The sequence below is a fragment of the Rhizobium sp. SJZ105 genome (assembly GCF_007828365.1).
Taxonomy (GTDB): Bacteria; Pseudomonadota; Alphaproteobacteria; order Rhizobiales; family Rhizobiaceae; genus Agrobacterium; species Agrobacterium tumefaciens.
Genome location: NZ_VIUP01000005.1, coordinates 192,260 through 216,723, shown reverse-complemented (window position 1 = coordinate 216,723; position 24,464 = coordinate 192,260). Strand labels below are relative to the sequence as shown.

The 24,464-nt window shown below is 58.8% G+C and carries 22 protein-coding genes; 21 read left to right on the top strand and 1 reads right to left on the bottom strand.

Features of this window, described 5'->3' with window-relative positions; all coding sequences use genetic code 11:
* The first annotated feature begins 155 nt into the window (after window positions 1-155).
* From FB593_RS17545 to chrA, 11 genes are all read left to right on the top strand, one after another.
* The gene (locus FB593_RS17545) at window positions 156-1,241 is read left to right on the top strand and encodes an ABC transporter ATP-binding protein (protein ID WP_112156705.1); all 1,086 of its coding nucleotides are present in this window, start codon (window positions 156-158) and stop codon (window positions 1,239-1,241) included.
* Between the two features lie 30 nt (window positions 1,242-1,271).
* Window positions 1,272-2,561: an ABC transporter substrate-binding protein gene (locus tag FB593_RS17540; protein WP_003517786.1), complete on the top strand. Its 1,290-nt coding sequence runs from the start codon at window positions 1,272-1,274 to the stop codon at window positions 2,559-2,561.
* A gap of 75 nt (window positions 2,562-2,636) precedes the next feature.
* Entirely contained in the window at window positions 2,637-3,548 is a 912-nt protein-coding gene (locus FB593_RS17535; RefSeq protein ID WP_019566429.1) for an ABC transporter permease, read from the top strand.
* A 3-nt stretch (window positions 3,549-3,551) separates the two neighbouring features.
* Window positions 3,552-4,367: an ABC transporter permease gene (locus tag FB593_RS17530; RefSeq protein ID WP_097170353.1), complete on the top strand. Its 816-nt coding sequence runs from the start codon at window positions 3,552-3,554 to the stop codon at window positions 4,365-4,367.
* A gap of 14 nt (window positions 4,368-4,381) precedes the next feature.
* Complete coding sequence (locus tag FB593_RS17525; RefSeq protein ID WP_003517780.1) at window positions 4,382-5,140, top strand: aspartate/glutamate racemase family protein; 759 nt, start codon at window positions 4,382-4,384, stop codon at window positions 5,138-5,140.
* 198 nt (window positions 5,141-5,338) lie between these two features.
* Complete coding sequence (locus FB593_RS17520; RefSeq protein WP_003517775.1) at window positions 5,339-5,884, top strand: RNA polymerase sigma factor; 546 nt, start codon at window positions 5,339-5,341, stop codon at window positions 5,882-5,884.
* Between the two features lie 20 nt (window positions 5,885-5,904).
* The gene (locus FB593_RS17515; protein WP_321186289.1) at window positions 5,905-6,318 is read left to right on the top strand and encodes a hypothetical protein; all 414 of its coding nucleotides are present in this window, start codon (window positions 5,905-5,907) and stop codon (window positions 6,316-6,318) included.
* Window positions 6,315-6,764 carry a periplasmic heavy metal sensor gene (locus FB593_RS17510; RefSeq protein ID WP_112156710.1) on the top strand — a complete coding sequence of 150 codons (450 nt, stop codon included), beginning with the start codon at window positions 6,315-6,317 and terminating at the stop codon, window positions 6,762-6,764. The genes FB593_RS17515 and FB593_RS17510 overlap by 4 nt, the downstream gene beginning before the upstream one ends.
* A 43-nt stretch (window positions 6,765-6,807) precedes the next feature.
* Window positions 6,808-8,358: a DUF1800 domain-containing protein gene (locus FB593_RS17505; RefSeq protein ID WP_145166808.1), complete on the top strand. Its 1,551-nt coding sequence runs from the start codon at window positions 6,808-6,810 to the stop codon at window positions 8,356-8,358.
* A gap of 2 nt (window positions 8,359-8,360) precedes the next feature.
* Window positions 8,361-9,587: a DUF1501 domain-containing protein gene (locus tag FB593_RS17500; RefSeq protein ID WP_112156714.1), complete on the top strand. Its 1,227-nt coding sequence runs from the start codon at window positions 8,361-8,363 to the stop codon at window positions 9,585-9,587.
* A gap of 170 nt (window positions 9,588-9,757) precedes the next feature.
* Window positions 9,758-10,987 carry a chromate efflux transporter gene (gene chrA / locus FB593_RS17495; protein WP_112156715.1) on the top strand — a complete coding sequence of 410 codons (1,230 nt, stop codon included), beginning with the start codon at window positions 9,758-9,760 and terminating at the stop codon, window positions 10,985-10,987.
* Here chrA and FB593_RS17490 read toward each other — a convergent pair.
* Window positions 10,982-11,872 (bottom strand): LysR substrate-binding domain-containing protein, encoded by an 891-nt coding sequence (locus FB593_RS17490; RefSeq protein ID WP_145166807.1) that lies wholly within the window; start codon window positions 11,870-11,872, stop codon window positions 10,982-10,984. The two genes, chrA and FB593_RS17490, sit on opposite strands and share 6 nt — an antisense overlap.
* A 133-nt stretch (window positions 11,873-12,005) precedes the next feature.
* Here FB593_RS17490 and ampC point away from each other — a divergent pair, with 133 nt between their 5' ends.
* The 10 genes from ampC to FB593_RS17440 all read left to right on the top strand — a co-directional run bounded on the left by ampC (window position 12,006) and on the right by FB593_RS17440 (window position 24,447).
* Entirely contained in the window at window positions 12,006-13,163 is a 1,158-nt protein-coding gene (gene ampC, locus FB593_RS17485; protein ID WP_112156718.1) for a class C beta-lactamase, read from the top strand.
* 191 nt (window positions 13,164-13,354) lie between these two features.
* Window positions 13,355-14,167 carry a FadR/GntR family transcriptional regulator gene (locus tag FB593_RS17480; RefSeq protein WP_112156329.1) on the top strand — a complete coding sequence of 271 codons (813 nt, stop codon included), beginning with the start codon at window positions 13,355-13,357 and terminating at the stop codon, window positions 14,165-14,167.
* Between the two features lie 78 nt (window positions 14,168-14,245).
* On the top strand, window positions 14,246-15,754 hold the full coding sequence (locus FB593_RS17475; RefSeq protein WP_003517755.1) for an ABC transporter substrate-binding protein: 1,509 nt from the start codon (window positions 14,246-14,248) through the stop codon (window positions 15,752-15,754).
* A gap of 67 nt (window positions 15,755-15,821) precedes the next feature.
* Window positions 15,822-16,769, top strand: a complete 948-nt coding sequence (locus tag FB593_RS17470) for an ABC transporter permease (protein WP_003517753.1) — start codon at window positions 15,822-15,824, stop codon at window positions 16,767-16,769.
* An 11-nt stretch (window positions 16,770-16,780) separates the two neighbouring features.
* Window positions 16,781-17,653, top strand: a complete 873-nt coding sequence (locus FB593_RS17465) for an ABC transporter permease (protein ID WP_162648903.1) — start codon at window positions 16,781-16,783, stop codon at window positions 17,651-17,653.
* 22 nt (window positions 17,654-17,675) lie between these two features.
* Entirely contained in the window at window positions 17,676-19,460 is a 1,785-nt protein-coding gene (locus FB593_RS17460; protein WP_112162066.1) for a gamma-glutamyltransferase family protein, read from the top strand.
* 4 nt (window positions 19,461-19,464) lie between these two features.
* Entirely contained in the window at window positions 19,465-21,276 is a 1,812-nt protein-coding gene (locus FB593_RS17455) for an ABC transporter ATP-binding protein (RefSeq protein WP_112156848.1), read from the top strand.
* Between the two features lie 240 nt (window positions 21,277-21,516).
* Window positions 21,517-22,971, top strand: coding sequence for a sensor histidine kinase (locus FB593_RS17450; protein ID WP_003517745.1), 1,455 nt, complete (start codon window positions 21,517-21,519; stop codon window positions 22,969-22,971).
* Window positions 22,968-23,405: a response regulator gene (locus tag FB593_RS17445; protein WP_003517744.1), complete on the top strand. Its 438-nt coding sequence runs from the start codon at window positions 22,968-22,970 to the stop codon at window positions 23,403-23,405. Before FB593_RS17450 ends, FB593_RS17445 begins: the two co-directional genes overlap by 4 nt.
* Before the next feature lie 4 nt (window positions 23,406-23,409).
* Window positions 23,410-24,447, top strand: coding sequence for a sensor histidine kinase (locus FB593_RS17440; RefSeq protein ID WP_025596004.1), 1,038 nt, complete (start codon window positions 23,410-23,412; stop codon window positions 24,445-24,447).
* The last annotated feature ends 17 nt before the right edge of the window (window positions 24,448-24,464 follow it).

Below are 24,464 nucleotides of genomic sequence, written 5' to 3'. Positions count from 1 at the left end.
CGCATACAATTTCCGCACCAAATCGAAAACAATCGATGTAAATTTGAGCAGGCCGGTGGCGGGACCGGTGGGCACATCGAAATTCCCGTTTTATATCAATGGCAAAGCCGATTGGCACGGCTCCTGCATGACAAAGACGTCGCAGGAGAGTGTTCATGAGCAAAGCCGCAGCAATCGACATCGCTTCCGTTTCCAAGATTTATGGCAACACCACCGCGGTGCATGCCATAAGCCTCAAGATACCGGCAGGAAGTTACTGCTGCCTGCTCGGTCCTTCGGGCTGCGGCAAGACCTCGACACTGCGAATGATCGCCGGCCACGAAAGCATTTCAAGCGGCGATGTCAGGCTTGGTAATGTGGTCGTCACCGATCTGCCGCCCGCCAAACGCGGCACGGCAATGATGTTCCAGTCCTATGCGCTGTTTCCGCATCTCGATCTCGTCGACAACGTTGCCTTCAGCCTCAAGATGAAGGGGGTGGACAAGGAAGCGCGCCGCGCCAAGGCGCTGGAGATGCTGCGGCTGATGCAGCTCGAACCCTATGCCACCCGGCGCCCGGCCCAGCTTTCCGGCGGGCAGCAGCAGCGCGTGGCGTTGGCTCGCGCGCTTATCACCGACCCCGAGGCGTTGCTGCTGGATGAGCCGCTTTCAGCACTCGATCCTTTCCTCAAGATCCGTATGCGGGCCGAGCTGAAGAAGCTGCAAACCTCGCTCGGCATCACCTTTGTTCACGTCACACACAGTCAGGAAGAGGCAATGGCGCTGGCCGACGTCATCGTCGTCATGAATGACGGCCGCATCGAGCAGGCAGCGACACCGCGCGAGTTGTTTGAGCGCCCGGCCACCGCTTTCGTCGCCCGCTTCATGGGCGATCACAATGTCATTTCCGGCCGGTTCAAGCAAAAGAACGGCGATCTCGTCACAATGGAGGTTGCGGGCGGCGGCACCTTCACGGCAGGCGGCGTTGCCCCGGATGACGGCGCGGTCGATATCGCCGTTCGTACCGACCGTGTGCGCGTCGGCGAGGCGGATCAACCCGGTTTCGGTTTTACCGGCATCGTCTCGAATGTCGAGTATCGCGGTGCAAGCGTGAAGATCGCCGTGACCGGCGCGGGCATTGAGGATTTCAACGCCATCCTCAGCGACGTCGCCTTCTTCGAAAAGCCGGTAAAGACCGGCGACGCCATACCGCTTTCATGGAATGCGGCCGATGCCATCGTGCTCGGCCGGGTAGAGAAGTGACCCCAAAAATAACCAGAGGAGAACTTTGAAATGACCGACAACTCCAACAGCAACAAGGGCCTGTCCCGCCGTGGCCTTCTAAAGGCAGGTGCCGCCGCAACAGGCGCGGCCATCGGCTCCGGCCTTGTCACCGGTTTCCCGACCATATGGGCGCAGAACCCGATCACGATCCGCCAGTTCGGCACGGGTGTTTCGAACCTCAATGCGATTGCCGAAAAGTGCAAGGCTGATCTCGGTATCACACTGGAGATGACGGCGACGGATTCGGATGCGGCCGCGCAGCGCGCCGTGACCCAGCCGAACTCCTACGATATCGCCGATATCGAATACTGGATCCTGAAGAAGGTCTACCCGGCGGGTGTCATTCAGCCGATGGAAATCAAGAAGCTGAAATATTACGACAAGATCGTTCCGCTGTTTAAAAACGGCAAGCTGACGCCCGATAGCGTCGTGGCCCAGGGTACCGCCCCGCACACGGTCGGTTTCGTCGAAAAGCCCGGCGACAAGAAGTTTGCGAAAAGCGAAACCGATTATTTCACCATGGTTCCGACGATTTACAATGCCGATACGCTCGGCATTCGCCCCGATCTCGTCGGCCGCGATATCACCAGCTGGGCCGATATCATGGACCCCAAGTTCAAGGGCAAGGCCTCTATCCTCAACATCCCCTCCATCGGCATCATGGATGCGGCGATGATCATGGAAGCCATGGGCAACATCAAATATGCCGACAAGGGCAACATGACGAAGGAGGAGATCGACAAGACCATCGACTTCCTCATCAAGGCCAAGAAGGACGGCCAGTTCCGTGCCTTCTGGAAGAGCTTCGATGAAAGCGTCAACCTCATGGCGTCGGGTGAAGTCGTGATCCAGTCCATGTGGTCGCCCGCCGTCGCCGCCGTTCGCTCCAAGGGCATCGCCTGCAAATACCAGCCGCTCAAGGAAGGCTATCGCTCATGGGGCGGCGGCCTTGGCCTTGCCAAGCACCTCTCCGGTGCCAAGCTGGATGCGGCTTATGAGTATATCAACTGGTACACCTCCGGCTGGGTCGGCGCCTACCTCAATCGTCAGGGCTATTACTCCGCCGCCATGGATACGGCCAAGGAACATATGTCGGCCGACGAGTGGGGTTACTGGGTCGAAGGCAAGCCCGCGCAGGGCGATATCATCGCGCCTGATGGCAAGGTCATGGAAAAGGCCGGTGCAGTGCGCGACGGCGGTTCGTTCCAGGAGCGCATGGGCAAGGTCGCCTGCTGGAACTCCGTCATGGACGAGGACCGCTACATGGTTCGTCGCTGGAACGAGTTCATCGCGGCCTGATCTTCTCGCCTTTCACAGACATGAGGCCGCGCCGACGCGGCCTCTCTTTCACAGGCAGCCAGCAGGAGAAAAGCCTTGGTGACAGTCAGATTCATCGGCGTGAGCGAAAAAAAGGACAAGCCGTCCCGAAGCTTCGCCCTGCCGCAGAAGCTTGTGTCCTATATTCAGGCCACACCGCTTTTCCTGATCCTCGGCTTTTTTCTGCTTTTACCGATCGTCATGATCGCCGTCGTCAGTTTCTGGGATTATGATTTTGCCCAGATGTATCCGGGTTTCGTGACCTTCAACTATACCGAGACGCTCGGTTCCTGGGTCACGTGGCAAACCTATATCAACACGCTGAAATTCGCCGCCATCGTCTGGGCGATCACGCTGTTCTGCGGTTTCTGGGTCGCCTATTTTCTCGCTTTTCATATCCGCACCACCACGATGCAGATGGTTCTGTTCCTCGTCTGCACCGTGCCATTCCTGACGTCGAACATCATCCGCATGATTTCCTGGATTCCCGTTCTCGGGCGAAACGGACTGGTCAACAGCGCGCTGGTCAGCGCCGGCATCGTACCTGCGCCAATCGAATGGCTGCTCTATTCGGATTTCGCCGTGGTGCTGGCCATGGTGCATCTTTATACGCTGTTCATGGTCACACCCATCTTCAACACGCTGATGCGCATCGACAAATCGCTGATCGAAGCGGCGCGTGATGCCGGGGCGACTGGCTGGCAGACCCTATGGAACGTTATCATTCCGCTTGCCAAACCCGGCATGGCGATCGGCAGCATCTTTGTCGTGACGCTTGTCATGGCCGATTTCTCCACGGTTCAGGTGATGTCCGGCGGGCAGAGCGCATCGGTGGCGCTGATGATGAAGAACCAGATGTCGCTGCTGCAATATCCCGCGGCCGCCGCAAATGCCGTTATCCTGCTCATCCTCGTTCTTCTGATGGTCGCGGGCATCCTGCGCATCGTCGATATCCGCAAGGAGTTGTGACCCATGCATTCGGAAAAACGCGGCCGTGAATTCTATGTCCTCGCCTTCTTTTTTCTGCTCTTCGTGCTGTTCCTCTACGGCCCGCTGTCGGCGATCCTCATCCTTGCCTTTCAGGGGCCGAATGGCGGACTGACCTTTCCACTCAACGGCGTTTCGCTGCACTGGTTCGGCAATCTTTTCGAACAGCAGGCGGTCGGCGATTTCGGCGGCTCGTTCCGCCGTTCCTTCGGGCTTGGCGTCATGGTCATGGTCGTCACGGTGCTCGTCTCGCTTCTGGCGGGTCTTGCTTTCCGGCGCAAATTCATCGGCGCGACGCCGCTATTCTATCTTTCCGTCGCAAGCCTCGTGGTACCATCGATCATCATATCACTCGGCATTGGCGTTCTTTTCCAACAGCTTGGGCTGGAACCTTCATGGTATACATCAGCATTTGGCGCGCACCTAACCTGGACGCTGCCATTCGGCGTGCTCATCATGCTGGCGGTTTTCAACCGCTTTTCTCCATCCTATGAAGAAGCCGCCCGCGATCTCGGGGCATCCGCCTGGCAGACCTTTGCCCATGTGGTGCTGCCGATGATTGCGCCGAGCCTGATAGGCGTCGGCCTGTTCGGCTTCACGCTTTCCTATGACGAATTTGCCCGCACGCTGATGACGTCAGGCACCTACAACACCCTGCCACTGGAAATCTACGGCATGACCACCAACGTCACCACGCCGGTGCTTTACGCGCTCGGAGCCGTCACGACCCTTTTCTCCTTCCTGGTTATTGCGGGCACGCTTGGCCTGATCGTCACTCTGAACCGTCGCCATTCGCGTTGATGAAAAAACAGAACATGCGCATCCTCGTCATTAATCCGAATACGACGCAATCCATGACGGCGACGATCGCCGACGCGGCGACGCGGGCGGCCAGTTGCGATACGGAAATCCTGGCAGTGACCTCTTCCATGGGGCCTGTCTCCATCGAAGGATATTACGATGAGGTTTTCGCGGTACCCGGCCTGCTGCTCGAGCTTGCCAAGGCGCCGACGCTTGGTGCCAGGGCAGCCGTCATCGCCTGTTTCGACGACACCGGGCTCGATGCGGCCCGCGCGCTCGCCGACATACCCGTAATTGGGATTTGCGAAGCGGCGGTTTCAGCCACGGCATTCATCGCGCAGAGGTTTACGATCGTTACGACGATGGAGCGTTCGCGGCTGCCGCTCGAACATCTCGTTCACCGTTATGGCATGTCTGCCCGCTGCAATGTGCGTGCCGCCGATATTCCCGTCCTGTCGCTGGAAGATCCGGCATCAAATGCCAGGGAGAGGCTGCGGGAAGAGATTTCACTGGCCCTGCGTCAAGATCGCGCCGAAGCGATCGTGCTTGGCTGCGCAGGTATGGCGGATCTGACCGCCGAGCTGCGCAGCGAATTCGGCGTGCCTGTTATCGATGGAGTCGCTGCGGCGGTGAAACAGGCAGAATCGCTGGTATCGATGGGGCTTTCGACCGCCAAGCGCGGCGCCTATGCCACGCCACTCGCCAAGCCCTATCGCGGATTGCTTGAAGTGTTCGGGCCGGACAGGCTTGCCGGGGTATCTGTGGACGGTTGAAACAGCCGTTCCAATGTGTTCGGGCGGTGACGCGGTCTGCCGTAAAATGCAGGCGAATATTTCCCAGAAATCGGCGACGGATTTTGCGCGGGTCTGCGTTAAAGTGGCAAGGTGCGGGACATCCTCACTGAAGCCGCCGTCATTCCGCATGGATTTCGCCCGTGTCCGACAGGACAGTACGGAGACAAAGCCCGATACATGGTAAGCGATCCGGATGCAGATTTGGTGGCGGATGTCGCTGCGGGAGATGTCCGCGCGATGCAGGCTCTGGTGACGGCCAAACTGCCGAGGATCATGGCGCTTGCCACGCGTATGCTGGGTGATCCGGCAGAGGCGGAAGACATCGCGCAGGAGACCTTCCTGCGCATATGGAAACATGCAGGCACGTGGCGGCAGGGGCGTGCGAAATTCGACACATGGATCCACCGGGTGGCGCTGAACCTCTGTTACGACCGGTTGCGAAAGCGCTGGGAAATATCGGTTGCTGAGCCGCCCGAACAGATTGACGGCAGTGTGCTGCCCGATGCCGCCCTGCCATATGATGGTGACGAGAGCGGTGCCGTGGCGCGCGCCTTGCAGGCCATACCCGCGCGACAAAGGGAGGCGATCGTTCTGGTCTATTATCAGGAGATGTCGAACCGCGAGGCGGCTGATGTCATGCATGTCAGTGTGGACGCACTGGAAAGCCTTCTGGCGCGTGGCCGCCGGGCACTCCATGCGATTTTGAATGAGGGCGACCAATGAACGGGGCGAAGAAGACGCTCATGGATAACAAGGTTTTTTCCGATCTTGTGGCGGCCTATGGTGCCGATCCACAACGCTGGCCGGAAGACCGGCGGCCGGAGGCCATGGCTTATGCGGAGACGGCAGACGGCAGGCGCCTGATTGCGCAGGCGGCACCTCTCGATTTTACGCTGTCGGCATATCGTCTTCGCGACCCTTCGGCCATGCTCAACGCGAAGATCATGGCGCAGGCAAAGGCGCAGACCACCAGACGCAGATGGATCGTCCGGTACGGGCTTGGTGCGGGCATGATCGGCATCAGCCTTGCGGGTGCGCTGACGGGAGCGGTTGCCGTCATCAACCTCACGCCACCGCCCGCCCTGACATTGGGCGATACGTTGACCGCCTTCGGAAACCTGCAAACCGAAAACGAAACGACCGAGGAGACGAAATGAGCGATCAGAATTTCCGCTGGATAGTCGTTGTCCTTCTCGTCGCGAATACATTTCTTGTCTGCGCGCTTGCCGGCGCAGGGTTCGTTTATCTGCGGAACGACCCGGCCGCTGCCGCTGCCCGCATGCCGCTTGCGGGCGAACAATTGCCAAAGACCGAAAGGGAGGCCTTCCGGCGCAGCCTCAGCGATGCACGCAGGACCATGCGAGAAACCTCCGCCGAGGCGCGCCAGGCGCGTATCGAGGCGACGTCCCTGATGGGGGCAGAAACGCTTGACCCGGAGGCATTGTCCGCAGCGCTTGAGCGTGCCCGCAAGGCGGAATATGAGGTGCGCGCCGCAACCGAGATGCAGGCCGTGGAGTTCGCCCGCACATTGTCGCTAGAGGCGCGGCGCCGGCTGGCGGAAGGCTTGCTCGCCCGTGAGGCGCCGAAACCGGCCACGAAATAATCACATTTCAACAGCGACGGATTTTGGCCCTGGCGCCCGTTGAATGGTCGATAACGAAACGGAGTTCGTATCGGCCATGTCAAATTCCAGGGAATTGGATGCAGCACTCTGTCTGTGGCGTTTCGGCCTCGGCGCGCGTGAAGGCGATATCCAGGCGATCAAAGACGACCCGCGCGATCTGTTGCGGCTGGAAATTACCGAACGCGCCACACCAATTCCTGTCGGCGCACAGCTTCATTCCAGCGCCGATCTTCTGATATCGCTGATGGCGTATAACAAGGAGATCAAGGCCGAGCGTGAAAAAACCGCTGTCCTTGCCGTTTCGGCCACCACCGGCGCCGCGGGTGCGACCGCAGGGGCTATGAGCCCACCATCGCCGGCAATGGCAACTGCCGCAAACGCTATGGACAATGCGGGCATGGTGCCGCCTGCCAGTGCTCCACAGGACAAGAAGCCCGACGCGCCGGCCACCAAGCGCGCCTATTTTCCCCAGCAGATACTGCTTGCGGAGGCGGAAGCCCGCTTCAATGGCACGATACGTCAGCCGCTGATCGGTTTTGGCGAGCGGTTGGCAATGTTCTGGGCCAACCACTTCGCGGTTGCCACCGGCAAGGGCGGTGATGTGCACATTCTCGCCGGCGCTTTCGAGCGTGAGGCGATCCGTCCGCATGTCTTCGGCAATTTCGAGGATATGCTGCTCGCAGTCGAGACCCATCCCGCCATGCTGTATTTTCTCGACAATCAGCAATCGGTCGGACCGAATTCGCAGGCCAACAGGAACGGCAAGCGCGGGCTCAACGAAAACCTCGCGCGCGAAATCATGGAACTGCATACGCTCGGGGTGGATGGCGGCTATAGTCAGGCTGATGTTACAGCACTTGCCCGCATCATCACCGGCTGGAGCGTCTATCGCGACGAGAAGCGTCCGGGCCCGCTTGGCCGATTTTCCTTCAACGCCAACAATCATGAACCCGGCGACCATGCCGTGATGGGCATCACCTATGGTGAAGCGGGGGTAGAGCAGGGGCGGCGGGCGCTGCGAGATCTCGCGCATCATCCGGCGACGGCCAGCCATCTCGCTTACAAGCTGGTACGGCATTTCGTTAGCGACCATCCACCACCGGAACTGGTGGCGAAACTTGCTGCCGCCTACACCAAGAGCCACGGCGATCTTTCCGCCACCTATATGGCGCTTGTCGAGGCTGAACAGTCGTGGAGCCCGGCACTGACCAAGCTCAGACCACCGTTAGATTTCGTGACGACTGTCATCAGGGCGAGTGGAATAGTGCCAAAACCCGAGCAGGTAATTTCCGTGCTCAGCGCATTGGGTCAGCCGCTGTGGAACCCCTCCGGCCCGAACGGTTTTGCCGATGTCACCGATAGCTGGGGTTCTTCCGAGGGCCTGGCGACGCGTATCGATGCCGCCAGTCTGTTCGCCCATCAGGTTGCGGGTTCAATCGATCCGCGCGACTTTGTCGCAGACCGGCTGGGGCCACTTTTGTCCGAGGAGACGAAAAAGGCCGTGCAGCGGGCTGAGAGCAAACCGCAGGGACTGACGATTGCTTTCCTTTCCCCCGAATTCCAGAGGCGTTGACCATGCTGTGTGAACATCTTTCCCCAACCCGCCGCGCTCTTCTTGGCACAGGCGGCGCGCTTTTTGCCTGGGCCTTCATGCCGCGTTTTGCTTTTGCTGCCGGCGGGCGCGACCCACGTTTCGTCACCATCATCCTGCGCGGCGCGCTCGACGGGCTGACCGCCGTGCCGCCCGTCGGCGACCCCGACTATGAGGCGCTAAGGCAACAGATCGCCATGCGCACTGAAGGCGACAATCCAGCCCTCGCGCTGGATGGTTTCTTTGCGCTCCATCCATCCCTTCGCAATTTCCAGCGGCTGTACCGGAAGGGCGAGGCAGCGGTGGTCCACGCCAGCGCAACCGGTTATCGTGACCGTTCGCATTTTGATGGCCAGGATGTGCTGGAATCTGGTTTTCCGACCCCCGGCCATGTCGAGACGGGTTGGCTGAACCGTCTGCTCGAACAGCTGCCGGCGGGTGAAACCATCAATCCAGCTGCGGCCGGGCAGCGGGTGAGCGGCCTTGCCATTGGCGCCAGCGCCCCGCTTGTCATTCGCGGCAAGGCGCCGATATTGGGATGGGCGCCATCCGTTCTCAAGCCCGCCGATGGCGATCTCGCCCCGCGCCTTGCTGATCTCTACGGCCAGACGGACCCGATGCTAGCGGCACTGCTCGCCGAGGGTATCGAAACCGGCAGGATCGCCTCCGGCGTCGATATCAAGGCGCGTGGTGGTCCGGGTGATCCCGTTGGCATGGAGCAGATGGCGCGCGGTGCAGCACGGCTGATTGCGCACCCGGAAGGGCCGCGCGTTGCGGCGCTGGCCTTCGAGGGTTGGGACACCCATGCCCATGAGGTCGACCGTCTTTCAAAATTGTTGAGCGGGCTGGACAATGCGCTTGCCGCCTTCGAGCAGGAGCTGGGGCCGGTCTGGAGGGATACGGCCATATTGGTCGCGACGGAATTTGGCCGTACCGCCCGTATCAACGGTACGGAAGGAACTGACCACGGAACGGCAACAACGGCCTTTCTCGCCGGCGGCAGCATCCGTGGCGGGCGTGTCATCGCCGATTGGCCCGGCCTCAAGCTCGCGCAGTTGCGGGATGGGCGGGACCTTGCGCCCACGACGGATATTCGCGCGATCATCAAGGGCCTCGCGGTCGATCATCTCGGCGCAAGCGCTGCCATGCTCGACAAGGCTGTCTTTCCCGGTTCGGAGGCCATCCGGCCCATGAAAGGACTGATCGTCTGAGGCTCGAAAAGGCGTAAAACGGAGATATGGCGCGCGTCGAACGATCCCGTTCATCGAGGACGCGCTCCAGCCTCTTCATATCCCTGTCATAATAGTGTCTGATATCGATATCGTTTTTGATACGGACATTGTGTAGACGAACAGCCGTTGCACGCTCAGGGAGCTTTTTCGTGAAGTCGTCAACGCAAACCATCCGCACTGAAGCGGCCACCCCTCGAAGCGGCACGCCCGGCGAAGTTTTTACGGCGTTCCTGAAGCTCGGGGTCACCTCCTTCGGCGGTCCCATCGCCCATCTCGGTTATTTTCGCGATGAGCTGGTCGTGCGGCGCAAATGGATCGACGAGGCGGGTTATGCCGATCTCGTGGCGCTCTGCCAGTTCTTGCCGGGGCCGGCCTCCAGCCAGGTCGGTTTTGCCCTTGGGTTGCTACGGGCAGGGCCGCTCGGTGCGCTGGCGGCCTGGACGGCCTTCACCCTGCCATCCGCTATCCTCCTGCTTCTCTTCGCCATGGTCGCCGCGTCGATAGAAGGGCCGGTCGGTACCGGCCTGTTGCATGGCCTCAAGATCGTTGCGGTCGCCGTGGTGGCGCAGGCTGTCTGGGGCATGGCAAAGAGCCTCGCCCCAGATAGACAGCGTGCCAGCATCGCGCTCGTCGGCATCATCTGCGTCGTGTTTGTCGCGGGGGCATTTGGCCAGATTCTGGCGCTTGCCATGGGCGCCATTGCGGGGCTTGTCTTCTGTCGCAGCGAGGCCGCGCGTCAGGCTTCCCATCTCGCATTCCGGGTGCCGAAAAGTGTCGGATACATTGCGCTTGCCACTTTCGCGCTCCTGCTGGCCTTCCTGCCGGTCTTCGCGGCGATGGCCGGCTCGCAAGGCCTCTCATTGTTCGATGCGTTCTATCGTGCCGGCGCCCTTGTCTTTGGTGGCGGCCATGTGGTGCTGCCGTTGCTCCAATCGGCAGTGGTTTCCACGGGCTGGGTGACGGAAGATGCGTTTATCGCCGGTTACGGTGCAACCCAGGCCGTTCCCGGCCCGCTGTTCACCTTCGCGGCCTACCTCGGCGCTGTGGTGGGGCCGCAGCCGAACGGTATTGCGGGAGCAGCCATTGCGCTTGTCGCGATCTTTCTGCCGGGCATGCTACTGCTCGTCGGTGCGCTGCCCTTCTGGGAGGGCTTTCGCAAGCACCTTCTGGCGCAAGCTGCCATGCGCGGCGCAAATGCCGCCGTCGTTGGCATTCTCGGGGCCGCGCTTTATGATCCGGTGTGGACAAGCGCCATCTTCATGCCGAAGGATTTTGCACTTGCGCTGACGGGTTTCATCCTGTTGACGGTGTGGAAGACGCCGCCATGGATCGTGGTGGTCATCTGCGCGATTGGTGGCGTTCTGCTCGCCCTGTCATAGGCCGTCTTGCGCAGGACCGATATTGGTAAACATCCAGTCCGAGAAGGCCTGCATGGCTGGTGTCGGCGGCTTTGATTGCAGCCTCGTCAGCCAGTAGCTGCCAAGCGATATGGTGAGGGGGAAGGGCTGGACGATAGCCCCGGATGCCAGATGCCGCGAGAACATCGATGGCGGGGCGAGCGCCACGCCGAGCCCTTGCAATGCGGCCTCCATCATGCCGAGCGAGGTATCGAAAACGATGCCGGCATTCACCTGCGCCACCGGTGTTACGCCAGCCGCTGCAAACCACGTGGCCCATTCGTCAGACCTGTAGCTGCGCAATAGCGTGGCGTCCGCGAGATCAGCGGGGGATTTCAGTGTCTCCGCCAGTTTCGACGTACAGAGAGGCGAAAGGGGCGCCTCGAAAAGCCGGAATGCATCCGTGCCATGCCAGGAGCCCTGGCCGAATCGAATGGCGAAATCGAGGCCTTCGGCGGCCATGTCCACGCGGTTGTTGTTGGTGGAAACGCGCACGTCGATGAACGGGTGCCGCTTTTGAAATTCCCTCAGCCGCGGCAGCAGCCAGCCCACGGCAAAGGTTCCCACGACGCCCAGAAACAGCAGTTCGCGCACCTGACCGGCTTCGATCCTGTCGAGCGTGATCGCCATCTGGTCGAAAGAGCTGGTGACCGTCGGTAGCAGGGCTTCGCCTTCCGCGGTGATTTTCAGGCCTCTTGGAAGCCGTTGAAAAAGGGAAACCCCCAGTCGTTTTTCGAGGCCCTTCACCTGTTGGCTCACAGCCGCCTGCGTCACGCAGAGTTCTATGGCCGCGCGGGTGAAACTGAGGTGCCGCGCTGATGCCTCAAATGCCCTCAAGCCGTTCAGTGGAAGAAATTGCCGAACCATTCAAGACCTAGATTTTGTTATGCCTCGTCCGAGATATCATGATTTGTTCGTGCAATGTAGGGCGGTTAAACGTCTTTCGCTGGGGACGGCGCAGGCGCCGAAAATCCACTTGAGGTTTTGGAGAACGCGAAAGATGAAACTTAATCGCAGACATATTGCATTGGCCACGTTGATCTCGACGAGTCTGTTCGCGCAGGCTTTTGCCGCTGATGATGCCAGGCTGAAAGCGATAACGGATGCAGCCATCAAGCCGGTGATGGAGAAGAACGGTATTCCGGGTCTGGCCGTTGGCATCAGTGTTGATGGCGAAAATCACGTCTTCACCTACGGTGTCATGTCCAAAAGTACGGGCCAGCCGGTTACCCCGCAGACGCTTTTCGAGCTGGGTTCCATCAGCAAGACATTCACGGTCACGCTCAGTACCTATGCGGAGACGCAGGGCAAACTGTCACTATCAGGCAAGGTCGAAGACTATCTTCCCTCCATGAAGGGCAAGCCGTTTGGCGATGTCACGCTGATGCATCTTGGCACCCACACCGCCGGCGGCTTTCCGTTGCAGGTGCCGGACAATGTCAAGACGGAGCCGCAGCTTTTGGCCTATCTCAAGGCCTGGAAGCCCGCATACAAGGCGGGAACGCACAGAACCTACGCCAATCCCAGCATCGGGATGCTCGGATACGTCACCGCAAAGGCCATGGGCCAAAGCTATGACAGCGCTATGCAGGACGTACTGTTTCCGGCGCTTGGTTTGAAGAACACCTTCACCGTGGTGCCCAAGGCAAAGATGGCCGATTATGCGCAGGGTTATAAGAGAACCGGCGAACCGGCCCGCATGACGCCAGCCATTCTCTCATCGGAGGCTTACGGGGTCAGATCGACGGCGACCGACATGATCCGTTTCGTTAATGCGAATATGGGGCTGGAAAAGCTGGACGGAAAACTCCAGCAGGCGATCGCCAACACTCATACGGGATATTTCAGCGTTGGCGCGATGACGCAGGATATGATCTGGGAGCAATATGCCTACCCAGCCGCGCTGAAAACACTGATCGAAACGAACTCCGGCGCCTTGCTCAAGACGGTGCCGGTATCTGAAATTTCCCCGCCGATAAAGCCGCGTGACGATGTCTTCATCAACAAGACCGGCTCCACCAACGGTTTCGGCGCCTATGTGGCGTTCATACCGGAGCAAAAACTCGGTATCGTCATTCTGGCCAATAAAAACTATCCCAATGAGGATCGTGTTGCCGTGGCTTACGAGATTTTGAACGGACTCAAAAGCTCCGAATGATGTCAATGCTGGCGTAAACGCGTACAGGACAAGGGTGGCATTTCGGTCGTAATTCATTTGCTCGCCTGCATTGTCATCCTTGCCTTGAAAGCATGCATTTCCGACCCTGAAAATCGGCGTATGCCCATATTTTGAGCGCTTGTAATCAAGGCTCAAAAATGGGCTTGACGTCTGCCGAAATTTCTCACCAAATGAACCAATGTTCGATTGGTTCACACAAATGGTGCGGCTTGGCGACAAACCCTAACGACAATTCAAACTACGCTCTGGCGAAGCTGCGCGAGTACATTCAGACAAAGAATCTCGCGAATGACGGCCGTCTACCGACGGAGCGGGCATTTGCCGAGACCTTCAATGTCGGCCGCCGGTCAATCCGCCGTGCTCTGGAGGTTTTGGAGGCCGAGGGTCTTATCTGGCGTCGCCAGGGGGCCGGAACCTTTGTGGGTGAAAAGCCGGACGATTGGTCCACCCAGGTGAGCGAAATGGTCGCCGGCACCGATATCATGGAAATCATGGAAGTCCGCCTGCGCATCGAACCGCAACTGGCGCAGCTTGCAGCGATGCGCGCCAAGCCCGCCGAGGTGGACCGCATGCGCGCGCTCGTCAAGAAGACCGGCGAAAGCACGGATGCCGATGCCAAGGAATTGTGGGACGGCTCGCTCCACCGCCAGATAGCCCAGAGTGCTGGCAACAAACTGTTCCTGTCGATCTTCGATGTCGTGAACCGTATTCGCCAGGACGATGCCTGGCAGTCGATACGCGAACTTGCCCGGCGCAGTGGCACGAATGGCAAGGCGTCTTTCGAACAGCATGTCGCCATCGTCGATGCCATTGCCGATCGCGATCCGGCGCGTGCCGGAGAGGCGATGCGCCAGCACCTTCTCATGCATCAGGAACGATTGATCCGCGCCACTTCGCTCGGGTTTCAGGAGGAGAGCGCTGCGGAAGACCGTGCGGCGAAGAGCATCAACGAAGCCGACAATCCGCTTACCCCGGCCTCATAGGCCGCGGACGAAAACCCGCCGGTCCTTCGGGGCCGGCCAATGACAAAAGTCAAAGAAAACCAGACCAGAGGATCGAACATGAAGAAAATCTACACACTGACTGCGGCGCTGTTGGCAAGCGCGTTTCTGACCGCACCAGCCATGGCCTCCGAATTGCGCATCGGCCTTAACGATGACGCGGACGTGCTTGATCCCGCGCAATCGCGCACCTTCGTCGGCCGTATCGTCTACACCTCCATGTGCGACAAGCTGGTGGATATCTCGCAGGACATGAAGATCGTTCCCCAGCTTGCCACCGAATGGGCCTGGTCCGAGGGTGGCAAGGTGCTGACGATGAAAATTCGCGACGGCGTGAAGTTCCACGACGGCGAGACGCTGGATGCGGCCGCCGTCGTCGCCACCATCGAGCGCAACATGACCCTTCCGGAATCCCGCCGCAAGAGTGAGTTGTCCTCGGTTGAAAAGGTTGAGGCCACCGGGCCGCTGGAAGTCAAGTTCACGCTGAAGACGCCCGATGTCACGCTGCTTGCCCAGCTTTCAGATCGCGCCGGCATGATCGTCGCGCCGAAGGCCGCCAAGGAACTGGGCGCGAATTTCGGCTCCAAGCCGGTTTGCGCCGGACCGTTCAAATTCGTCGAGCGCATCCAGCAGGACCGTATCGTCCTCGAAAAATTCGCGGATTATTGGGACAAGGACAAGATCAAGGTCGACAGGATCGTCTACCTGCCAATTCCCGATACAACTGTGAAGCTTGCAAACCTCCGCTCTGGCGATCTCGACATTGCCGAACGTATCTCGGCGTCCGATGCGGAATCCGTCAAGAATGACCCCAAATTGACCTATGCGGACGTGATCGGTCCGGGCTACATGGCCATGTATGTCAACATCAACAACGGCGCGCGCGCTGACAATCCGCTCGGCAAGGACAAGCGCCTGCGTCAGGCCTTCTCCTATGCGATTGACCGCGAAGCGATCGGCCAGATCGTGTTTGAGGGTACGTCCAAGGCCGGCAATCAGTCATTCCCGCCGACAAGCCCATGGTTCAACCAGAACCTGCCGGTGCCGCCACGCGATATCGACAAGGCCAAGCAGTTGATGAAGGAGGCTGGCTACGAGAAGCTCGATATCGAACTTCAGCACGCCAACAACACCACGCAGACGCAGATGATGCAGGTGATCCAGTCCATGGTGGCGGAGGCTGGCTTCAACGTTACGCTGAAGGCCACCGAATTTGCGACGCTTCTTTCCGAACAGACCGCCGGCAACTATCAGCTCAGCCGTTCCGACTGGTCTGGTCGTATCGATCCCGATGGCAATCTTCACCAGTTCGTCACCTGCAAGGGCGGCATCAACGATGTGAAATATTGTAATCCTGAAGTCGACAAGCTGCTGAACGAAGCACGCGCCTCGACTGAAGATGCGGTCCGCAAGGAGAAATACGATGCGGCAAGCGTCATCCTAAACGACGACATGCCGATCATCTATCTCGGCCACCAGCCTTATGCCTATGCCATTTCCAAGAAGGTCAAGGGCTGGGAGCCTTCGCCTGATGGCATGATCCGCCTTCTCGGCGTCAGCAAGGACTAAGCGCTTCAAATCCGCCGCACGGCTTGCCGTGCGGCCCTCCAGAACGTGCACGAACGGGGGCAATGCCATGCCTGTCTATATCGGCAAGCGACTGCTGGTCGCGATCCCGACGCTTTTGATCATCTCCATCTTCGTCTTCTCGCTGCAGAAACTGTTGCCGGGTGATCCGGTTCTCGCCATGGCGGGTGAGGAGCGTGATCCGGCGACGATTGAATTCCTGCGGGAGAAGTATCGCCTGAACGACCCGGTACCGCTTCAGTACATCAACTGGCTGGGCGGCGTGGTGACCGGCGATTTCGGTATTTCGCTGAGGACCAACCAGCCGGTGCTGGAACTGATCGGCCAGAAGCTGCCGGTCACCATCCAGCTGGCTGTGATGGCGATGTTCTTTGCGATGGTCATCGGTATTCCGATCGGCATTCTGGCCGCCGTCAAGAAAAACACATGGATCGACTACACCGCCAATATCGTGGCGCTTTCCGGCCTGTCGATCCCGAATTTCTGGCTCGGTATCATGCTTATTCTGCTGGTTTCAGTGAAGCTCGGCTGGCTGCCGGCATCCGGATATGAATCGATATTCGTCGACCCCGTTCGCTCCATCGAGACGATGATCATGCCCGCCTTCGTGCTCGGCAATGCGCTTGCGGCAACGTTGATGCGCCACACGCGTTCGGCAATGGTTGCGGTTTTGAGTTCAGACTATATCCGCACTGCCCGCGCCAAGGGGCTTTCGCCGCGCGAAATCATCCTGTCGCACAGTTTTCGCAACGCGCTTCTGCCCGTCATCACGCTGTTGGCACTGCTTTTCGGTGAGTTGCTGGCCGGTGCGGTTCTGACGGAGCAGATATTCACCATTCCCGGCTTCGGCAAGATGACCGTCGATGCGGTCTTCACCCGCGATTACGCCGTCGTCCAGGGCATCGTGCTCTGCACCGCGGTCGGCTTCATCCTCATGAACCTGCTGGCGGACATTGCCTATGTCCTGCTTAACCCTCGCCTCAAGGCGACGATCTGAGGCCTGATATCATGACCGCTCTCGATCAAAACCTGTCCGTACCGGTGCCGCGGCAGGAAAGCCGCGCCTGGAAGAAAATGAAGCGCAACAAATCGGCGCTGGCCGGTCTGATTATCGTGCTTTTCTTCACGGTACTTGCCGTTGCAGCACCGATCCTGCCGATTTCTGACCCTATTGCGACCAGCTGGTCGGCCATCCGCAAGGCGCCGTCCGCCGCCCACTGGCTCGGCACCGACGATCTTGGCCGTGATATCCTTTCGCGCATGATTTATGGCGCGCGCGCCTCGCTGATGGCGGGTGTTGTCTCCGTCATGATCGCGGTGGTCATCGGCGTACCCTTCGGGTTGATCGCCGGTTATTTCGGTGGCTGGGTGGATATGGTCATATCGCGCATCACCGAAGCGCTGTTGGCTATGCCGTTCCTCATCATGGCAATTGCCCTTGCGGCCTTCCTCGGCCCGAGCCTTACCAACGCGATGATCGCCATCGGGCTTTCCGCCATGCCGATTTTCGTTCGGTTGACCCGTGGTCAGGTGCTGGCGGTCAAGATGGAAGATTATGTCGAGGGGGCAAGGTCGATTGGCCTCAACCACTTCGACATCATGACACGATACATCCTGCCAAATGTCTTTGCTCCCATCATCGTGCAGGCGACCTTGACGGTTGCGACCGCCATCATTGCGGAAGCGAGCCTTTCCTTCCTCGGCCTTGGCCAGCAGGCACCGGCGCCGTCGTGGGGTTCCATGCTGAACACCGCGAAGAACTTTCTGAGCCAGGCGCCGTGGATGACGATGTGGCCCGGCATTGCAATTTTCCTCGTCGTCATAGGCTTCAATCTCCTGGGCGATGGCCTGCGTGATGCGCTTGATCCGCGCGAAGCATGATTTCTCATAAGGAACTGACTGAATGACCGAATTTACCACACGCCCCGAGATCCTTGGCACATTCGGCGTCGTCACCTCGACGCACTGGATCGCATCGGCCGTGGGCATGGCAATCCTCGAAAAGGGAGGTAACGCCTTCGACGCAGCGGTTGCCACCGGCTTCGTGCTGCAGATCGTCGAACCGCATCTCTGTGGCCCCGGCGGCGACATGCCTGCCGTCTTTTATTCAAAGAAGAAGGACAAGGTCGAAGTCATCTGCGCGCAGGGGCCTGCTCCGAGTGGCGCGACCATCGAGCACTATACCTCGGAGGGGCTTAAGCTGATCCCCGGCGATGGTCTGCTTGCAACCGTCATTCCCGGAGCCTTCGATGGCTGGATGCTGATGCTGCGCGACTACGGCACGATGAGCGTGCGCGAGGTGCTGGAACCGGCCATCTATTATGCCGAATACGGACATCCGACCCTGCCGCGCGTTTCCGCCACCATCAAGGGGCTTGCAGAATTCTTCGAGAAGGAATGGCCGACATCCTATGAGACCTGGCTGCCGGGTGGTGCCGCACCCGAGCCGCACGCCCTTTTCAGGAATCCTGTACTTGCGGAAACCTACAAGCGGATCGTCACTGAATCCGAAGCGCGTTCGGGTCGCGAAAACCAGATTGAAGCTGCACGCGACGCTTTCTATCGGGGTTTCGTAGCGGAAGCCATCGACACTTACGTCAAGACCGCTGAAGTCATGGATGCAAGCGGCACCAAGCACAAGGGCGTGTTGACGGCGCAGGATATGGCGGACTGGAGCGCGACCATCGAGGCGCCGCAGACGCTTGATTATCATGACTGGACGATTGCAAAGACGCCTGCCTGGGGGCAGGGACCGGTTTTGTTGCAGTCGCTCGCCCTGTTGAAAGGCTTCGATCTTGCGGCCATGGACCCGTCCGGCCCCGATTTCATCCACACCATCGTTGAGGCCATGAAGCTCGCCTTTGCCGACCGTGAGGTCTATTACGGCGATCCTGATTTCGGCCAGATTCCGACGGAATATCTTCTCTCTGAAGGCTACAATGCCGGGCGTCGTAAACTGATCGCCACCGAGGCATCCCTCGATCTGCGTCCCGGCATCGTGCCGGGTTACGAGAAGCAGGTGGACGCCACCATGGCCATGCTCGCCGAAATGAGCGGCAAGGGCACCGTCTACGAGCCCACCATGTCGCATCTTACAGAAAAACGCGGCGATACCGTGCATATCGATGTCATAGACCGCTGGGGCAACATGGTCTCAACCACGCCGTCCGGCGGCTGGCTGCAATCCTCGCCAATCGTTCCGGGATTGGGCTTTGCGCTCAATTCCCGCGCCCAGATGTTCTGGTTGAAGGAAGGCCTGCCGACCTCGCTTGCACCTGGAAAACGCCCGCGCACCACGTTGACACCCTCGCTCGCGCTGCATCAGGGACGCCCTTCCATGGTGTTCGGTACTCCGGGCGGCGATCAGCAGGATCAATGGCAGCTGCCCTTCTTCCTGCGTTATGCGCATCACGGCAAGAACCTGCAGGCGGCCATCGACATGCCGCTGTTCCATACCTCGCATTTTCCCGGCTCGTTTTATCCGCGCACCAGCTCGCCGGGCGAGATCATGGTGGAAAGCACCGTGGGTGATATCACGCTGCAGGAGCTTCGCCGCCGCGGACACAAGGTCACCGTTGCCGATGCGTGGTCGGTGGGGCGCCTGACTGCCGCAAAGCGGGATGCCGATGGCCTGCTGCGGGCCGCCGCAACCCCGCGACTGATGCAGGCCTATGCTGTGGGACGATGACATCATGAATACGACACCTGTTCTCTCCGTTAGAAACCTGACCACTTCTTTTCTCGTCGATGATGCTTGGAAGAGCGTCGTCCGTAACGTCTCCTTCGATGTCGCTCCGGGCGAAACCGTCGCGATTGTCGGTGAGTCCGGTTCGGGAAAGTCCGTCACCTCGCTGTCCATCATGCGCCTGCTTAGCCCCGCTTTCAGCCGGATTGAGGGTGAAGTTCTCTTGAACGGGCGCAATCTTCTGGCGCTTTCCGAGAAGGACATGCGGGGCGTGCGGGGCAACGACGTCTCGATGATATTTCAGGAGCCTATGACGTCGCTCAATCCGATCTTCACGATCGGCCGCCAGATTTCCGAGGTCCTCATCCGGCACAAGGGCTTTTCGAAGCAGCAGGCAAGGGCGGAGACGGTCCGGCTTCTCGAAAAGGTTCGTATTCCCAACGCGGCGGGTCGCTTCGACGAGTATCCGCATCAGTTTTCCGGTGGCATGCGCCAGCGCGTGATGATCGCAATGGCGCTCGCTTCCCGGCCGAAACTGCTGATCGCCGATGAACCGACGACCGCGCTCGACGTCACCATTCAGGGCCAGATTCTCGATCTGATCAAACTGCTTCAGGAAGAGGAGGGCATGTCGGTCCTCTTCATTACTCATGATATGGGCGTCGTGGCGGAGATCGCCGACCGCACCATTGTCATGTTCCGGGGCGATGAGGTCGAGACCGGACCGACCGGGGATATATTCCAGCGCGGCAAGCATCCCTATACGCGGGCGCTGCTTTCGGCGGTGCCGAAGCTCGGCTCGATGCGCGACCGGCAGTGGCCGACGCGCTTTCCGGTCCTCGACATGAAAACCGGCCTGTCGACCGAGCCGGTAGAAGTGGCCGAAACGGTTGCGAGCGGACAGACACCTGTCCTGTCGGTCAAGAACCTCGTGACGCGGTTTCCCATCCGCTCCGGCCTTTTGGCCCGGCAGACGGGTGCGGTCCACGCGGTCGAAAACGTCTCCTTCGATCTGTTTCAGGGGGAGACGCTTGCTCTGGTCGGCGAGTCCGGTTGCGGAAAGTCGACGACCGGCCGCTCGATCATGCGTCTTGTCGAACCGACGGCCGGCGAGGTTTCGCTCGATGGTTACGATGTGATGCGGCTCGATACCGTCGGCCTGCGCAATATGCGTAAGTCCGTACAGATGATCTTTCAGGATCCGTTCTCGTCGCTCAATCCGCGCATGACGGTGGGTACGGCGATTTCCGAACCCTTCATCAAGCACAAAATGGGCACCACGAAGCAGGCGAAGGAAAAGACTGCCGACCTCCTCGAAAAGGTTGGTCTAACCGCCGACATGGCGAGCCGCTATCCTCACGAATTTTCCGGCGGCCAGCGCCAGCGCATCGCGATTGCCCGTGCGCTTGCCCTCGATCCGAAGGTCATTGTTGCCGACGAAAGCGTGTCGGCTCTCGATGTTTCGATCAAGGCGCAGGTCTGCAACCTGCTCCTCGACCTGCAACAGAGCCTCAATCTCGCCTTCCTCTTCATCTCCCACGATATGGCGGTGGTGGAGCGTGTCAGCCATCGCGTCGCGGTGATGTATCTCGGTGAGATTGTGGAGATCGGTCCGCGCGCTGCTGTTTTCGACAATCCGCAACATGCCTACACGAAGAAACTTATGGCGGCAGTGCCGGTACCCGATCCGGCGCGACGCGGAATAAAGCGCGGTATATCCAACGATGAACTGAAAAGCCCGATTCGGCCGATGGGATTTCAAACGCCGACGCGAAACTATAAAACCGTTTCCCCGGGCCATCTGGTTCAGGTTGTTTAAGGCAATTCTGGCATTCCGCATTGAAAAACCGTGAAGTTTCGCACCGCTATCCGCTTTTCTGAGCGGAATATTTTTTACAGCCTTGCTCAACGCGCGTCGTCAAAAGTGGTTCCCATATGAATCGAAAATAAAACGTTCGATTCAATGCGCCGCATATTCTAGTTTGCGCGCGAATGAGGTGCATGCCGGGAATTTACAACTGTGATTAGTTTTTCGCCTTTTGCTCAGCGAAGTCTGTTTATGCTCGCTGTGGGTGTTGCAATATTGACCGGAATGGTCGCCACTTCGCTGTGGCTAGTGCAGGTGAACAACCGGTACTCGCAAGAAACAGCCGAGTTGCGCCGTGTGCGGGCAGCCATTCTCGATATCCTGACGTCGATGCAGGACATTGAAACGGGGCAGAGGGGTTATCTGCTGACCAACAACATCGAGTATCTGGGCCCTTATCAGGAGGCCTTGAGCCTGTTGCCGCAGAGGCAGTCCAGACTTCTCGAAGTGCTGAAGGACCAGAAGCAATACGAGCAGGATCTGACGGATCTCGGTAATGCCGTCGCCAACAAGCTGGCTGAAACCCAGGAAACCATCGATCTGCAAAAGGCAGGACGCATCACCGAGGCAGTCGAGGTCGTCCGTGAGAATGACGGCAAACGGTTCATGAACGAAATCAGGGCGATCTTGTCGAAGCTGCAATCGCAGACCGACGATCGGCTACGCATCATCGTCGGAGACCAACTTGGCGCCGCCAATACATTGCAATGGGTAACGCTCGGCGGCACGCTGGCGATCCTGCTTGTTGTCGGCGGTTCAATCTTTCTGGTTTTCACATATATCCGTGCTTTGAACCGGTCTCGGGAAGATGTTGACGAGCTAAATCGCCATCTGGAGGAGCGGGTTGAGGAAAGAACCCGTGATCTTCGCAGCGCCAATCAGGAAATTCAGCGCTTCGCCTATATCGTCACGCATGATTTGCGTGCGCCGCTCGTCAATATCATGGGGTTCCTCTCGGAATTCGATACGTCCCTGAAGCCGGTCACCGCTTATGTGCTCGCAGACGGCAAAATGCCTTCCGACGACGTGGTTCGGGATGCCAGACTGGCTGTCGAGGAAGATCTTCCCGAGGCGATCAGTTTCATCCGCTCTTCGACACGCAAGATGGACCAGCTGATCAATGCGATCTTGAAGATATCGCGCGATGGTCAGCGAAAGCTGCAGCCGGAAAAAGTCGACATAGAGACATTGCTGTCATCGCTCTCCGAGACGGTTCGTCACCAGATCAATGCCAATGGCGGCGAGATCAGTGTCGAGACATCAAAGCTGACAGTCGTGACGGATCGTATCTCTCTCGACCAAATCCTTGGCAATCTTTTCGACAATGCGGTGAAATACCAGATGCCGGGACGACCGCTGCGATTGACTGCCCGTGCTTATCCGTCCGGGCGGGGTGCCATCAGCATCGAAGTCAGCGACAACGGGCGCGGCATTGGCGAGCATGATCTGGAACGGGTGTTCGAACTCTTTCGCCGCGCCGGTGATCAGGATCAGCCGGGGGAAGGCATCGGCCTTGCCCATGTTCGGTCGCTAATAAGAAGTTTAGGAGGAGACATTAAGGTGAGTTCCGAACTTGGCAAAGGCAGTACATTTACGTTGCTGCTGCCGAGCGATCTCAGAAAAGTGACGAAAGAAGGCGAAAAATGAAGGCAACCGGTCAAGAGGTAACGATCATTATGATCGAGGATGACGAAGGTCATGCTCGGCTGATCGAGAAGAACGTACGTCGCGCAGGTGTGAACAACGAGATCATGCCCTTTACGCTCGGTGCAAAGGCACTCGACTACATCCTCGGTGAAAACCGCGATGGCGTTGTCAGCAAAGATCGATATCTTCTCGTTTTGCTCGATCTTAACCTCCCTGATATGTCGGGTATCCGAATTCTCGAGGAGATCAAGAGTAACGAATATACGCGCCGTTTGCCGGTGGTCGTTTTGACGACGACGGATGACGAAACCGAGATTCAGAAATGTTATGACCTTGGTGCAAATGTCTATATAACCAAGCCGGTCGACTACGAAGGCTTTGCGAGTGCGATAAAGAACCTCGGCCTGTTCTTCTCCGTAATTCAAGTACCTTGAAGGCATGATGGCATTGCGCGTTTTGTATGTTGATGATGATCCGGCTCTGGCGCGGCTTTCCAGCCGGATCCTCGGTCGTCACGGAATGGAGGTGGTCCATGCCGCATCCGTGGCGTCCGGGCTCAAGATGTTTCAAGACGAGCAGTTCGATATCGTCGTTCTGGACCATTACTTCCAGACATCGACGGGAATGGAGTTCCTTGCCGCGATTCAGTCCTTGCCGGGGCGGGTTCCCGTTCTTTATGTAACGGGATCGAACGAAGCCCAGATCGCGATCGACGCCCTCAAGGCGGGTGCCGCCGACTACGTCATAAAGAATGTCGGTGACGACTTTTTCCCGCTGTTGCTTACGGCTATCGATCAGTCGCTGGAAAACCATCGTCTGCGTCAGACGAAGGAGGAATCCGACCGGTTGCTGGTGAAGGCCAAGGAACATGCGGAAATGATGGTGAAGGAGATGAACCATCGGGTGGCCAACAGCCTCTCGCTGGTATCCGCCATGATTCGCCTGCAGATAAACACCATCAAGTCTGAGGAAGCCGAAGTCGCCTTGCTGGAAACCCAAAGCAGGATTTCGGCGATCGCCGGCGTTCACCGCAGCCTTTACAATACCGACAATATAGGTCTGGTATCGCTCAATTCGTACCTGACGTCGATCATCGATGGGTTGTTTCAGGCGGTTCCCGGATCTTCGTCCATTACCGTCGAAACATCGCTTTGTGACATCAGCCTCAAGGCAGACCATGCCGTAGCTCTGGGTGTCATCATCACCGAGCTGCTGACCAACGCGCTGAAATACGCTTATCCAGATCAATCCGGCACGGTTCGCGTCGGACTTTCGGAAGAAAATCGGCAATTTGTTCTCGTTGTCGAAGACGATGGTGTCGGTTCAAAGCCCGACGCATCTCCGCGTGGTACTGGCCTCGGAACAAAGCTGATTATGGCAATGGCTCAGAACATTGGTGCTCGTGTCGAGCAAACGCATACGCACCCGGAACAGGCCAAGGGAACGCGTTACACGATGACCTGGAGCGAGACGTAAACGCCGATAGCTTCGGT